The 13341-nt window shown below is 57.0% G+C and carries 12 protein-coding genes; 3 read left to right on the forward strand and 9 right to left on the reverse strand.

Features of this window, described 5'->3' with window-relative positions; genetic code table 11:
• The first annotated feature begins 19 nt into the window (after nucleotides 1–19).
• A complete protein-coding gene (locus VGR81_02015; protein ID HEV2287709.1) occupies nucleotides 20–538 on the forward strand; it encodes a PilZ domain-containing protein in 519 nt (172 codons plus the stop codon).
• A 16-nt stretch (nucleotides 539–554) separates the two neighbouring features.
• On the opposite strand, the gene VGR81_02020 is transcribed toward VGR81_02015, so the two are convergent.
• Nucleotides 555–2159: a hypothetical protein gene (locus VGR81_02020; GenBank protein HEV2287710.1), complete on the reverse strand. Its 1605-nt coding sequence runs from the start codon at nucleotides 2157–2159 to the stop codon at nucleotides 555–557.
• A 554-nt stretch (nucleotides 2160–2713) separates the two neighbouring features.
• On the opposite strand from VGR81_02020, the gene VGR81_02025 reads away from it, so the two are divergent.
• On the forward strand, nucleotides 2714–3043 hold the full coding sequence (locus VGR81_02025) for a hypothetical protein (protein HEV2287711.1): 330 nt from the start codon (nucleotides 2714–2716) through the stop codon (nucleotides 3041–3043).
• Nucleotides 3044–3049: 6 nt separating this feature from the next.
• Entirely contained in the window at nucleotides 3050–3691 is a 642-nt protein-coding gene (locus VGR81_02030; GenBank protein HEV2287712.1) for a CPBP family glutamic-type intramembrane protease, read from the forward strand.
• 63 nt (nucleotides 3692–3754) lie between these two features.
• Here the strand turns inward: VGR81_02030 and VGR81_02035 are convergent, their stop codons facing one another.
• From VGR81_02035 to prfB, 8 genes are all read right to left on the reverse strand, one after another.
• Nucleotides 3755–4240, reverse strand: coding sequence for a hypothetical protein (locus VGR81_02035; GenBank protein HEV2287713.1), 486 nt, complete (start codon nucleotides 4238–4240; stop codon nucleotides 3755–3757).
• Nucleotides 4241–4266: 26 nt separating this feature from the next.
• Nucleotides 4267–5397, reverse strand: a complete 1131-nt coding sequence (gene amrS, locus VGR81_02040) for an AmmeMemoRadiSam system radical SAM enzyme (GenBank protein ID HEV2287714.1) — start codon at nucleotides 5395–5397, stop codon at nucleotides 4267–4269.
• Nucleotides 5398–6016: 619 nt separating this feature from the next.
• Nucleotides 6017–6715 carry a DUF642 domain-containing protein gene (locus tag VGR81_02045; protein HEV2287715.1) on the reverse strand — a complete coding sequence of 233 codons (699 nt, stop codon included), beginning with the start codon at nucleotides 6713–6715 and terminating at the stop codon, nucleotides 6017–6019.
• A gap of 523 nt (nucleotides 6716–7238) precedes the next feature.
• The gene (locus VGR81_02050; protein ID HEV2287716.1) at nucleotides 7239–7736 is read right to left on the reverse strand and encodes a PEP-CTERM sorting domain-containing protein; all 498 of its coding nucleotides are present in this window, start codon (nucleotides 7734–7736) and stop codon (nucleotides 7239–7241) included.
• Nucleotides 7737–7842: 106 nt separating this feature from the next.
• Nucleotides 7843–8481: a PEP-CTERM sorting domain-containing protein gene (locus VGR81_02055; protein ID HEV2287717.1), complete on the reverse strand. Its 639-nt coding sequence runs from the start codon at nucleotides 8479–8481 to the stop codon at nucleotides 7843–7845.
• Nucleotides 8482–9183: 702 nt separating this feature from the next.
• A complete protein-coding gene (ahcY, locus tag VGR81_02060; protein ID HEV2287718.1) occupies nucleotides 9184–10458 on the reverse strand; it encodes an adenosylhomocysteinase in 1275 nt (424 codons plus the stop codon).
• Between the two features lie 332 nt (nucleotides 10459–10790).
• Nucleotides 10791–11969, reverse strand: a complete 1179-nt coding sequence (gene metK, locus VGR81_02065) for a methionine adenosyltransferase (protein ID HEV2287719.1) — start codon at nucleotides 11967–11969, stop codon at nucleotides 10791–10793.
• Nucleotides 11970–12198: 229 nt separating this feature from the next.
• Nucleotides 12199–13281, reverse strand: coding sequence for a peptide chain release factor 2 (prfB, locus tag VGR81_02070; protein HEV2287720.1), 1083 nt, complete (start codon nucleotides 13279–13281; stop codon nucleotides 12199–12201).
• Nucleotides 13282–13341: the final 60 nt, after the last annotated feature.

Genomic DNA, 13341 nt, shown 5'->3' on the forward strand with positions numbered 1-13341 from the left:
GTTCGAGGGGGCTATTGGGATGTCGCGATTGACAAAAACAATTTTGCCTAACCAAGCCGAAGAAACAAACGAACGGCGCAACGCCATACGCTACCAACTGACCGTCTCTGCGGAAGTCGTGGAAATCAAGTCGGGCACGCGATTTTCCAGCCGCACCACGGACCTCGGTCCCGGCGGATGTTTCGTGGACACGCTGATGCCGCTGCCGGTGAATTCGGAAGTGCGCGTCCGGCTGCACAAAGACAATTTCAGCTTCGAAGCCATCGGAATGGTGACGTTTTCGCAAGCCGGCCTGGGCATGGGCATCGCCTTCAACGAAATGCGCCCGGAAAAACAGAGCGCACTGGACGCGTGGCTTGCGGAATTGACGATGGCGCGCCCGGCGAATCTGGAGCGCGAAAGCACGCCAGCCAAACCGGCGGGAATGAGCGATGCTTCCGCTGCCGTGCTGGCTCAACGGCTGATCCGTTTGCTGGCCAAGCGCGGCGTTATCAGCGATGCGGACGCTGCGGCCCTCCTTCGCGAACACCTGCTGTAATCAATCCTCAGAGCATTCATGGTTGTTTCGGCTGGCTAATCTTCTCGTTCGCCGCGACGTGGAATTTCTGGTAGCCGTAGTAATGGTCGATTTCGTCCGCGCGAACTGTTTTCAGCATCAAGAGCCTCGCTCCCACATGAATTTCATCGTAGGAAGGAAGCCAGACCTCGTTGTTCACAAGAGACTGTTCGAACTGAAACGCGGAGCCCTTCTGCAACGACGCCAAGATGCCTCCGATCCTCATTGAATTATCGAAGCGCGCTTCGAGGCGCACGACGTCCTGCGCCTGCGCATCCACCCAGACGGTCCCGACGAGGTCATAGATCAGCTTTTCGACGAGCTTCTTGGGCTTGAAATCGGGATTCGGACCAAAATCGAAAACGACGACGTCCTGCCCCCGGAAACGTTCCCAGCGCGGATTGGTAAAGTGGGAGATCCGCAGGAAATCGGAGATGCCCACATCATCGTCGTTTTTCTTGGGTGGACTCGCGGCTTCTTTGTCGTAGCGGTCGATGCCTTTTTTGATGCGGTCGTCCTCCTTCTGTTGCTGAGCGGGATTGAGAGGCTTACCGTCGACCTCCGTCTTGCGGTCAATTTCATGCCCGGCGATATAAGAAACCTGATAGAGAGTTGCGGTGCGCTTGGTGACCTGGCCCTTGCCATTTGTCTCGTCGTTCTCTTCGAGCTTCATGCAGGCGTAGTCCTTTTGGATTTCATCAATGTGTTTCTGATTTTTCTGAACAGCCGCAAGAAGCTGGGCCACGTCGGGCAGGGGTTTCCTGGAAAGATTTGGAAACTGGAATGAAGATGCATTCACGCTCGAATTCAGAGAGATGCGATCGAGGGAAACTTGAAACGTCCGGCCGCCTTGCTGGATTGTGAGCCGAAACGGTTCCATCACGCCTTGCACGGCGCGGTAATCCGCAAAATCGATTTCTTGCGCTCCGCCCGCGGAAGGCGCTTCGGCAACTTTCGACAAACGCCCGGCCGGCTCCCGTTCTTTGCTTTCCGCAGGAGATACGCGCGCTGCATCGACAACTTCTTTCACAATGAGATGGCTTTTCTGGTCGAAAAAAACGCGGCGGGTTTCCCCGGGAGGAATGGAAAGCTCAACGACATCGGCGGACTGGCCGTTGACACTTTCCGTGTCGACAAACCGCGCCTGAATCTTTTGCTTCTTGTAGTTGGCCAGGGCGAAGTTCAAGTAGTGGCCGGTCGCCTCAGCGCGTTTTTCCTCCGCACCGAAAAAAGTATAGAGATTTCCGCTCCCCTGCTCGCCCCAGCAGGAACTTGTGTTGCAGGCTTCGGCGATGCGCTCCGTTCCGAAGACGATTTCGCGATAGAACTGGCCGGGCGCGGCGGTAATCAAAGTGAATTCGCCCGTCTCGGGGAGGTTGGATTCCCTGACGGTTCCCTCCCATAGAGACGAATGGATTTTTGCGAGCGCCTTTGCGCCTCCGGAAGCGCGGAGGGATTGCTGAATGATTTTGTCAGCGGACTGCGCGCAGCAAGGATTCGCGGCGATGAGGAAAATCGCGGCAGCAACGAGGGCATAAGTGAGGTGCGGAATCGAGCACGGCATTTCTCGAATTGGATGCGGAAGCGAAAAAAATTGCTTCAAGAAATGCCTGAGGAAGCAGTGAAATTCGTCCCGATTAGAAAGGCATGCCGGCGTTTGTTTTGTGTCAGTTACGGGAATCTCACTGGAGTTTTGTGTCCCGATTATAAATTCAGCTGGTCGGGCGTAAAGCCGGCGAGGGGGATTCGTTTCACTTACGAGAGAGCGGGACAAAGGACCCGCGAAAATTTGGCGATTAGGAATTGGAACGGGGCTTTGCTTTTTGTGAGTTACAAAAAATTCTAATTCCGGCGTGTCGCGATTAGAAATGGCACCGGCAACCCTCCGCACACTCTGATCGTTTCCTGCGTCAGGGCAAACAGGAGGGGACGTCGTGCCGTCTCTCTTCGAGTTATTTGCCGCAGCCATTTTGCCATCCAGGCGGTCAACGCACGCCTGAAACCACGCTAGCATGAAGGAAGGACGTGTGGGAAGGTGTAGTGGAAGTGGATTCTCAGGTCCGATCGGCGATGGGTTCACGCATGGTGCGACAAGTTGTGCGCTGCGATAAAATCGTGCAGACATTCGCCGGCCGAGTTGCGCGGAGAGCAAACCGAATGCAGCCGAATCCGAAAGAAAACACGCGCATGGAAAGCGAACGGCAAGTGCTGCGATTCTTGTGCGCAGGCGGAGCAGACGCGGCAGCTCAGCAAAATGTCGCGCGCAGGCTGGCCGATTACTCATGGCGCGACGCGGACCATGAAATTCTTTTTGAGGCTATCGGTGAACTTCTCGCGCGCGAGCCGCGTCGAATCTTGCGCGAATTGCCCGCTGCGATTACGCGGCGGGGATTTCCGGATATCGCGTGCGAATGGCTCGCGGAAGATTCCGCCATGGACAGCACGGATGCCATGGAGCTGACCGAAAAACTGCTGCGCGCATCTTAGAAAGAAATGAACCAACGGGCGCTGCGCATACTTTCGCTTATCGACGTGACTGGGATTCCGATTTTCACGCTGCTATTTATCTGGCGATGGGAATTCACGGCGCGCCGCGTATGGATTATTTTTCCGGTGTGGGTCGCCGCGACCTTCTTGCTGCATCGCGACACGCCGAAGACGCTGGGCTGGCGCGCGGATAATTTGTGGCCGGCGACGAAATGGGCGCTGATCGCATTTGCGATAATGGCCGCGGCGCTGATTGCGACGGGATTGGTTCTTGGACAGCCATGGCACATTCCAGAGAATCTGCGCTCGACCGAGCGGCTGTGGAGCTACTTCGCCTTTTGCCTGTTGCAGCAAGTCGCGCTCAATTCTCTGCTGATGAATCGCTTCCTGTCGCTCTTGCGGCGCGAGTGGGTCGCGGCGCTGCTTGCCGGAGCAATTTTCGCGGCGTGTCACTGGCCGAATCCGGTGCTTGTGCCGCTTACATTCGTCGGCGGCGTAGTGTTCGCGCGGCTATTCGCGCGGCACAGAAATATTTTACCGCTTACGCTGATTCAAGCCATGCTTGGAACAATCGCGTGGTGGAGTTTTCCGGTGGCCTGGCATCACAGTCTGCGCGTCGGGCCGGGATACTACAGGCCGTGGAAATAGCGAGCGAAAACGCGCGCGGCTTTCTGACATTGCGTGCCGATTTTCAACGCGCGCAGCGAGATGCTATTGGCTCGCGGGAATCACCTGCGCAGATGGGCAGCCAATCACGTCGCCCTGATAAATCAGAGCACTCTCATCGCTGAAAAAAGAGAAGCGACAGGCCTTGTCGTCAACATTTCGCAGAGCGAATTCATAGCCGCGACGGTCTGCGGAGGCAATCAGGTTCAGATTCCAGCCGGGGACGACTTCAGGACCAGCGGTGATTTGCAAGCCGCTGAACCGCGGCTGCATTGACGCGTCCCCATTCACGATGAAACGGTACAGCTCGCTCCAATCGGCGTAAGCGCCATGCTGCGATTTGTATTTCGCTTCGGCGGTGTTCAGCATGCGAACGACGTCGATGCCGATCAGGCGGCTGTCGCGCGTGCGCTCGACGGCCATGGTGGGTTGGGTCTGAGTGCGCTGCCGACTTTGAGCCAGCGCAAAGGCTGCACAGGCGAGCGCGGCCGCGGCGAGAACAGCGATCGAAAAAACGCGAATGCGATTCATGGTTTTCTCCTCAGAAGATATGCGATTCATAAATTCCAGGAATCCAATTCGTCCGTTGACAGAACCCGGCCACTGCGATGCGCAGGACCGGCTGTCGCGTTGTGCATGCTCGACCAGCGGCCGGGGATGACGCAGCCGCACTTGGGACAGGCGCCATTTTTCAAAAGGTTGCGGCGAACGTCGTGCCAGGACCGTTCGATGAGAAGCGCGCGGCACTGCGGGCAATAGGTGTTTGCAGCATCCGTGAAAATATTGCCTTCGTAGACGTAATGCAGGCCGACGTCGAGGGCGATGTGGCGCGCGCGATGCAAAGTTTCCGGAGGCGTGCGCGGCTTGTCGCGGAGCTTGAAATCGGGATGAAACGCCGTGAAATGCAGCGGAACATCCGGGCCAAGATGCTCGAGGACCCATTCCGAGAGCTTGCGCGTTTCGTTCTCGTCGTCGTTGAGCGTGGGAATCATCAGATTAGTCAGCTCGAACCAGACGCTGGTTTCGTTTTTGAGGCGAAGGAGAGTTTCGAGCACGGGCGCGAGATGCGTCAGCGTAATTTTGCCGTAGAAATTTTCGGTAAAGGCTTTCAGGTCGACGTTGGCGGCGTCGATGAGGCCGTGGCCGTAGACGTCGGCGAACGCTTCGCGCGTGATGTAGCCGTTGGTCACCATGACGGTTTTCAAGCCGCGCGCGTGGGCGACGTTGCAGATGTCGATGACATATTCGGCCCAAATAGTGGGCTCGTTGTAGGTGAAAGCAATCGAAGGACAGCCATGGTGGACGGCGAGTTCGACGATTTGGTCGGGTTCGAGATGCGTCGAGTGAACCTGATCGCTGCGGGATTTCGAGATGTCCCAGTTCTGGCAAAAAAAGCAGCCCATGTTGCAGCCGGCAGTGCCCATAGAGAAAATTTTCGTGCCGGGAAGAAAATGATTGAGCGGCTTTTTCTCGATGGGATCGATCTGAAGGGCGGCGGGAGAAGCATAGCCGAGGCTGTAGAGCTTTCCGCCTTGATTGACACGGATGAAACAGAAGCCAGCCTGGCCATCACCGATATGGCAATGGCGAGGACAAAGATAACAATGGAGCTTGCCGTTTGGGGCAACGTCCCACCAGCGGGCTTCGTGGAGCGATCCAGGCGGTTGAAGAATTTCAAGTGCTGGCACGATTTATGCTCGCCTTTCCGGCCATTATAACTCCGGCGTCCGAAATCGAACACTTCTCTGAAAAAAAACGCGAAAAACTCGATTAGAAAAGAACTCGACCCTTTGTTTTGTGCAAGTTGTCTCAATTTCTAATTTCCCATAGAAACTCGATTAGAATTTTCAGTCGGCCCATAAAAGCAAAAAGCCGCGTTTCCGCGGCTTGCCTCCTGCTAAGTCGTTCACAGCCAACACGCTGCGTCTGCAATTGCTTATATATCAGATAATTATAGGATTGTCAATGGAAATCGAGAAGTCATGATGACTGGTGATGAGTTGCGAGTCCACTGGTCAGGGAAAAGGGGCCTACCTGTGGCAGGCAAGCCCGGGCGGTAGCGTAAGGGCCGACCCACGAAGGGGCAGCGCCGAGACGAGGACACGCCGGGTTCTCGCGCTGCGCGCGACGGCCCGATGAATCCAATCGGGCCCTACAAAAGCGCAATGCGCCGACCTAGGAGATAGTCCCGGAGAAAAAGTGATAGGCGCGGGCGGGTCTCCCACCCCAAAAGCTCGAAATCAGCTTTTGGGGACCCCGTCAAGACCCGCCCCTACGAAGAACGCGGCTTGATCGCCTGAGCGCGACCTAGGAATGCCCGAAGCGGCGGATGAACGGGCCGAGGCCGAGCAAGCCAGTGCCGAGAAGGAGCAACGAGGATGGCTCGGGAGTTGCGGATGTAGACGTCCCGGTTACACTAACGTTATCCAATCCCAAGTCAAGCCCGCCAGGGAACTGCGCAGCCAAGTCCTCGAACTGCAAGGTCACATTGCTGTTGGTGGCCAGGAAGGTCATGCTTTCCCCTTGCCACGCCGTCCAATAACTACCGGAGGCCAGAGCTGTAAAATTCTGTGCCGAAGTCGACGAGCCGCTCAGAAAGGAAACCTGACCGACTGCACAGCAACCAACCTCCGAGGCAATATCAAAAGTGAGCATGTAAGAGTCGCCGACAACAAGTCCTGTCATGGTTTGCTGTATCGTGTAATCAGTGCCGGTACCGACTTCTCCAAGCACAAAAAACTGGTTACCAAAAGGGGTCGATGCGCCGAATGCGCCATTTGTGAGCCCCCAAGGGTAGGTACCATCGCTCGCCGGGATGAACCAGCCCGGTACGTCGTTGCCCACGAGACCCAATGTGTAGCTGCCGGGAGAGCCAAACGAACTCGCTTCGAAGCTGCCGTTAACGATAAATTGGTTTGCATGAGCTGGGGAGGCCAAAGCGCAGAAAAACAAAAACGCTACACCAGTTAGACGCGTTATGACGCGCAACAGAGAGTCTGTGGACATGACTTCCTCCGTATATTCCTAGATTCAAGAACTCAGGGCCGAAGGTCAAGCGTTTGATATGTTCGGAGGAGAGGCACGCAAGGGGCCAAACTGTTCTGTTCTGTTCTGTTCTGTTCTGAAAGGACTTAGCGCTAGCAGCAGAGCGGGCTTCTTAACGAGTTATGCAATTGCTTGCGGCCAAAATGCAGTAGATTGCGACGACGAACAATTAGCTTGCAATGCGATGACACACAGTGCGGGTAAACCGGCCGCTACAAAAGCACACAGACTGAGAGCCTGCCTGCGGCAGGCAGGCCTGTGCCACCCAAAGCGGCGGCGGGCCACGGCACTCCAAAAGGGCAGCAGCAGGTTCCTCGTCGTCCCGACAAACTGCGTCGGGGCTCGCTCGGAATGACAGACCAAGAGCCGAGGTGCCGTCGGACTAAGGCTGCTGGTCGCTTTCGCCGATACCCCGATAAATGCGATCGAGTCACACGGAGAAGCAGCCGCAGAGTCTCAAAAAACGAGACTCTGCGCTATACCCTCAGTAGCGCGCGAAGCGGCGGATGAATGGGCCGAGGCCGAGCAAGCCGGTGCCGAGCAGCAGCAAGGAAGAGGGCTCAGGCGTGGGAATGTTGGCCCCAGGGTCGGCGATGATCACATTGGCAGAGGCCGTCTGAAAGACGGGCGCGCTGCAGTTCGGGCAAGTGTATCCAATACTCAAACCAACTGTGTTGATGCCATAGTCCCCGTCGGTTTCGCCTACGTCCGAAGTAGAAAAATTCCAGTCGAAGCCGCAAGAGGCGCCCGAAGCAAGGCTAGACACAGCCAAGCAGGATCCTCCGAGCGAGTCGAAGGTGAGGGCCGTCGCGTCCGTAGGGTCTCCTGAGCCGGGCGACAAAGTCGCGTTACTCAAGAAGGCCTGACTATTGCCCGAAAAAGCAAAAATGGTGTTGTTGGTGTTGTTGGTTACGGTCCAATTGAGGGTAATCAAATTTCCTTCAGTGACGGTGAGCGGTCCTGGGTTGAGGGTTATGGTCACGCTACCTGCCGCGGCTGGACGAGGAGAGATAAAGAAAAAGAAAACTGCAACTCCGAACAGGTATGACGCCAGCCGAAGCAATCGTGTCCTGAGCATAGGTTTCTCCTTAGCTTGTGCGTGCCAAAAGACGAATGAGCGGCTCGAGACCCTTCGCGGCGAGCAGGCCGAGGAGGCCGGTACCGAGGAGGAGCAATGAGGAGGGCTCCGGTGTTGCGCTTGGGTCTGACGACCTGACGAAAGCCGAGGAGTTGACGGGCCTGAAATATCCGCCAGGAGTGTAGAAAGGGTCGGTATCGCCAAGACAATTTGGGCAATCGTACTCGAAGATTGCGATGACCTGGTCAATGGCGAAGTCCGAGTTTTCCTTTTCCCCGGTAGTTGAGCCCGCGGTAAAGGTGAACGAGAGAGTGCAGTTGGCACCGTTGCTCAGGCTCGACTCTGACGAACACGTTCCTGAGAAAATGCCGGTTGCGAAGTCAAGATCGTCAGACGAGTCGCCGGAAATTGAGACGCCCTGATAGCCGACGATGAACTGTGGCAGGCCGTCGCCGAAAATCGTTGAACCCGTGTTGTTGGTAACGGTGTAGTTGAGCGTAATGTTGTTGCCCTCAGTGACGGTGAGGGGGCCAGGGTTCAGTGTTATGGTGACATTGCCCGCGGAGGCGCGTCGCGGAGCCACGAAGGCACAGAGAACGACAAGGCTCAAAAATCCGACGACGAAGCGAATCGGCCCAAAGTTAGTCATGAAACTTCTCCGTTGGTGGATGCGCACAAAACACCTGTACGCGGACAGAACGCGAGCACGCTAGGAACCATATCCTATTCTGCTGTACGGAAACGGTTTAGCGAACGGATTAGGCCACGCAACTGCATCGTTCTGCGGTCATGATGCACTAGCTTGCATAGTCAGGGATGAAAAGACGGCACAATGCAAATATCAAGACAGGTACCCCACCCTTCGCGCCTTCTTCATGTTGGGCCGCATGCCGCATCCCGGGCGCGAAGGATGGGGCATTCGCCGCTTCCTCGCCTGCCTAGGCGGGCAAGTTCGGAATGACAATGAAAGTGCGCGGGGTAAAACTGCTGCGCGACTCGGGGAGTCGCGACGGGCGCAGCAAGCAGCGCCCCTACGAAGACGTTCCAGAAACTAGGTGACTTCCGGCGGGATGCGCGTATTGCTTGCGTCCCAAAGAATAAAGTAGAGAGCAGAGAGTCTCGCAGGACGCGATACGGCGCATCGTCCGCCCAGGCGGATAGACGCGGGCAGGGCCCTTCTTTTGTCAGGATAAACAAGCCCTGCCCTTACGAAAGTGAAAAGCAGATCCCTGCCTACGGCAGGCAAGACTCACCGGTCGGATAAGTCGGGACAAAAACCAACTGCAGATTCCTCGTCGTCGCACGCCGCTTCGCGGCGGGCAAAACACTCCTCGGAATGACAAAACAGGGCCTACGTGCCTTCGTTCCAGGAGGCGAGGTAGTGCTCCTGCTCAGGGGTGAGCTTGTCGATTTGCGTGCCGAGAGATTCGAGCTTGAGGCGCGCGATTTGCGTGTCGATTTCCTCGGGCACGGCGTAGACCTGCTTCTTCATTTTGCTGGCATTCTTGATGAGGTGCTCGACGGAGAGCGCTTGATTGGCGAAGCTCATGTCCATGACGACGGCGGGATGGCCTTCGGCGGCGGCAAGGTTGATGAGGCGGCCTTCGCCGAGAAGATAGAGCTTGCGGCCGTCGCGCATGACGTATTCCTCGACGAACGGGCGAACTTCACGGTGCGAAGTGGCCATTTTTTCAAGCGCGGGAATGTCGATTTCGACGTTGAAGTGGCCGGAATTGCACATGACCGCGCCATCGTTCATGCGTTCGAAGTGATCCGCGGCGAGAACGGATTTGTTTCCGGTGAGCGTGACGAAGACCTGGCCGATTTTCGCTGCTTCGTGCATGGGCATGACGCGGAAGCCGTCCATGATGGCTTCGATGCCCTTGGTTGGATTGATTTCCGTGACGATGACATTGGCGCCGAGGCCCTTGGCGCGCATGGCGACGCCGCGTCCGCACCAGCCGTAGCCGGCGACGACGACGTTCATACCGGCGAGAAGAAGATTCGTGGCGCGGAGAATGCCATCGAGAGTGGACTGGCCGGTACCGTAGCGATTATCGAAGAGATGCTTGGTGAGCGCGTCGTTGACGGCGATGATGGGATAGGCGAGCGTGCCGTCCTTGGCCATGGCGCGGAGGCGAATGACGCCGGTGGTGGTTTCCTCGGTGCCGCCGATGACGTTGGGAACGAGATTTTTGTGCTTGGTGAGAAGCTGGGTGACCAAATCGGCGCCGTCGTCGAGAGTGACTTGCGGGTGATGGTCAATGGCGGCGTTGATGTGCGCGTAGTAGGTGGGATTGTCTTCGCCTTTGATGGCAAACGTGGGGATGTTGTAGTCCTTGGCCAAGCAGGCGGCGACTTCGTCTTGCGTCGAGAGAGGATTCGAAGCGCAAAGCACGACGTCGGCGCCGCCATCACGAAGCGTGATGGCGAGATTGGCAGTTTCGCTCGTCACGTGGAGGCAGGCCGACATGCGGATGCCCTTGAGCGGCTTTTCCTTGATGAAGCGCTTGCGGATGAGCTGCAGGACGGGCATCTGCTGATTGGCCCACTCGATTTTGCGCTTGCCGCGGTCGGCGAGAGCGAAGTCCTTTACGTCGCCAGATAGCTTGGTTACAGTTTCCACGATTGCGTTCTCCTCGAAAATAGACTATGAGAAACGAACTGCAGATTCCCTGCCTGCGGCAGGCAGGCTCGTCCGATGCTAGTCGCATCCTTCTCGGAATGACAACGAAAAGAGCGACGGCCCGATAACCGCAATCGGGCCCTACAAAGGCAAAGCAAAAAAGACTTCCTGCCTAGCCGCCACGGCAGCTACCCCACCGTTCGCAAAAAGCGCGAAGGATGGGCCACTCGCGAAAAGCTGGGCAGGGCTGAAGCCCGTTCCTACAAAGGCGAATCAGAAGCAGATTCTTCGTCGGATGCTAGTCGCATCCTTCTCAGAATGACAAACGCGTACTAGCGCGAGGCGACGACGGCCGCGGGAAGGCCGGCTTCCTTGCGAATGGCGTCGGCGCGATCCGTCTTTTCCCACGTGAAGCCCGGCCCCGTGCGGCCAAAATGACCGTAGCTGGCGGTGGCGCGATAAATCGGCCGGCGAAGGTTCAGCGTCTCGATAATTCCCTTCGGATTGAGCGCGAACGTGCTGCGAATCAGCTCCGTGATTTGAGGATCGGGAATCGTGCCAGTGCCGAACGTGTCGGCCATGACGGAAACAGGCTCGGCGACGCCGATGGCATAAGCCAATTGAACTTCGACCTTACGCGCGACGCCCGCGGCGACGAGATTCTTGGCGATGTAACGCGCCATGTAGCAGGCAGAGCGATCCACCTTGGTCGGATCCTTGCCGGAGAGAGCGCCGCCGCCATGACGGCCGTAACCGCCGTAAGTATCCACGATGATTTTTCGGCCCGTAAGACCCGCGTCGCCCATGGGACCACCGATGACGAAGCGGCCAGTGGGATTGATGTGAAACTTGGTGTGCTTATCGATCATCGAAGCGGGAACGACGGGGCGAATGACTTCGTTGATGATGGCCTGATGCAAATCCTGATTGGAAACGGAGTCGCTGTGCTGCGTGGAGATGACCACACAATCGACGCGCGCAGGACGGCCGTTGATGTATTCAATGGTGACCTGGGATTTGCCGTCGGGACGAAGGAAGTCAGCGATTCCCTGCTTGCGAACGTGAGCGAGGCGATGAGTGAGCTGATGCGCGAGCTGAATGGGCATGGGCATCAGCTCTTCGGTCTCGTCGCAGGCGAAGCCGAACATCAGGCCCTGGTCGCCCGCGCCGCCGGTGTCAACACCCATGGCGATGTCGCCGGACTGCTTCTTGATCGCGGAGATGACGCCGCAAGTGTCGGCGTCGAAGCCATATTTTGCGCGTGTGTAGCCGACGTCGCGAATGACCTGGCGGGCGAGGTCGGAGAAATCAACGTAGGTCTTGGTGGTGATTTCGCCAGCGACGACGACGAGGCCGGTGGTGACGAGCGTTTCGCAAGCGACGCGGCCCATGGGGTCGTCCTGCATGACGGCGTCGAGGACGGCGTCGGAGATCTGGTCGGCAATTTTATCGGGATGACCTTCAGTAACGGATTCGGAAGTGAATAAAAACTTTTCTTCTGGACGTGTCAACACAGTCTCCTTCGTCGCATTGGAAGGCAAATTAATGGCCTATACGCACGAAATTGCGGGAACCACAATAAAAAAGGCTAACATCGCGGAAAGGGAGTGTCAACGCCTTGCAGCGAAAGGGCTTAATTCATGGCTTAACGGCGAAATTCAGGCGCTGAAAAGTACACACCGCTTAAGACGAATTCTAAGCAGAGCAAGAAAACCGAAAGAAATTGCACTTTGTTGAGACTTAGCTTTCGAGGTCTTCCGCTGCTGGCGGCGGGGCGCCGGTGCGGCGCCAGAGCAAGTAGCCGCGGATGAATTCGTCAATGTCGCCATCGAGAACACGGCTCACGTTGCCCTCTTCGATTTTTGTGCGGTGATCCTTGATGAGCTGATAGGGCTGAAGAACGTAGGAACGAATCTGGCTGCCGAAGCTGATTTCGGGTTTGGATTCGTCGAGCTTGCGTGTTTCCTCGCGGCGCTTTTCGATTTCGCGCTCGTAGAGCTGCGAACGAAGAATTTTCATGGCCAGCTCGCGATTTTTATGCTGGCTGCGCTCGTTCTGGCACTGGACGACGATGCCCGTCGGGAAATGCGTGATGCGGACGGCGGTCTCTACCTTATTGACGTTCTGGCCGCCGTGGCCCCCGGCGCGAAACGTGTCGATGCGAATTTCATCGGGCTTGACGACGATTTCGATGGTGTCGTCGATTTCAGGAATCGCGAAAACAGAAGCGAATGACGTGTGGCGGCGCGCGGCTTGATCAAACGGCGAAATGCGCACGAGGCGATGGACGCCGCTTTCGCCGGAGAGCAAACCGTAAGCGTTTTCGCCTTCCATACGCACCGTGGCAGATTTGATGCCGGCTTCTTCACCGGGAGTCGAATCGATGACGGAGGCGCGTATTCCCTTCCCTTCCGCCCAGCGAAGATACATGCGCAGGAGCATCTCGGCCCAATCCTGCGACTCCGTGCCGCCAGCACCGGGCTTGATGGTCAAGATGGCGTTGCGCGCGTCGTTGGGGCCGGAGAGCAGCGTTTGCGTTTCGAGTTCGGCGATGAATTTATCGGCGGCGGCGAGCTCGGCGCTGATGTCTTTCAAGACGGATTCGCGCTGCGAAGCGTCGGACTCCTCGTGCGCCATGTGGAAATAGGTTTCGATGTCGCTGACGATGCGATTGAGTTTGTCTTCCGAGGCGATGACCGTTTCGGCGCGCTTGCGCTGCTGGAGAATGGCCTGAGCCTTCTCCTGATCGTTCCAGAACGCGGGATCGTTGACTTTGACGTCGAGAGATTTCAGGAGTTCGCGGCTGGCGGGGACGTCAAAGATAGCTCCGCACGAGGTCGATACGCTTCCGGAGTTCTTCGAAGCGGGTTTGCAGGTCTTCGA

It is taken from the genome of Candidatus Acidiferrales bacterium, assembly GCA_035934015.1.
Classification (GTDB): domain Bacteria; phylum Acidobacteriota; class Terriglobia; order Acidiferrales; family UBA7541; genus DAHUXN01.

Excerpts from the sequence above, each read along its gene's own strand:
- VGR81_02015 (HEV2287709.1), top strand. The coding sequence starts at position 20 with ATGTCGCGATTGACAAAAACAATTTTGCCTAACCAAGCCGAAGAAACA.
- VGR81_02025 (HEV2287711.1), top strand. The coding sequence starts at position 2,714 with ATGCAGCCGAATCCGAAAGAAAACACGCGCATGGAAAGCGAACGGCAA.
- VGR81_02045 (HEV2287715.1), bottom strand. The coding sequence starts at position 6,715 with ATGTCCACAGACTCTCTGTTGCGCGTCATAACGCGTCTAACTGGTGTA.
- VGR81_02030 (HEV2287712.1), top strand. The coding sequence starts at position 3,050 with ATGAACCAACGGGCGCTGCGCATACTTTCGCTTATCGACGTGACTGGG.
- VGR81_02055 (HEV2287717.1), bottom strand. The coding sequence starts at position 8,481 with ATGACTAACTTTGGGCCGATTCGCTTCGTCGTCGGATTTTTGAGCCTT.
- VGR81_02035 (HEV2287713.1), bottom strand. The coding sequence starts at position 4,240 with ATGAATCGCATTCGCGTTTTTTCGATCGCTGTTCTCGCCGCGGCCGCG.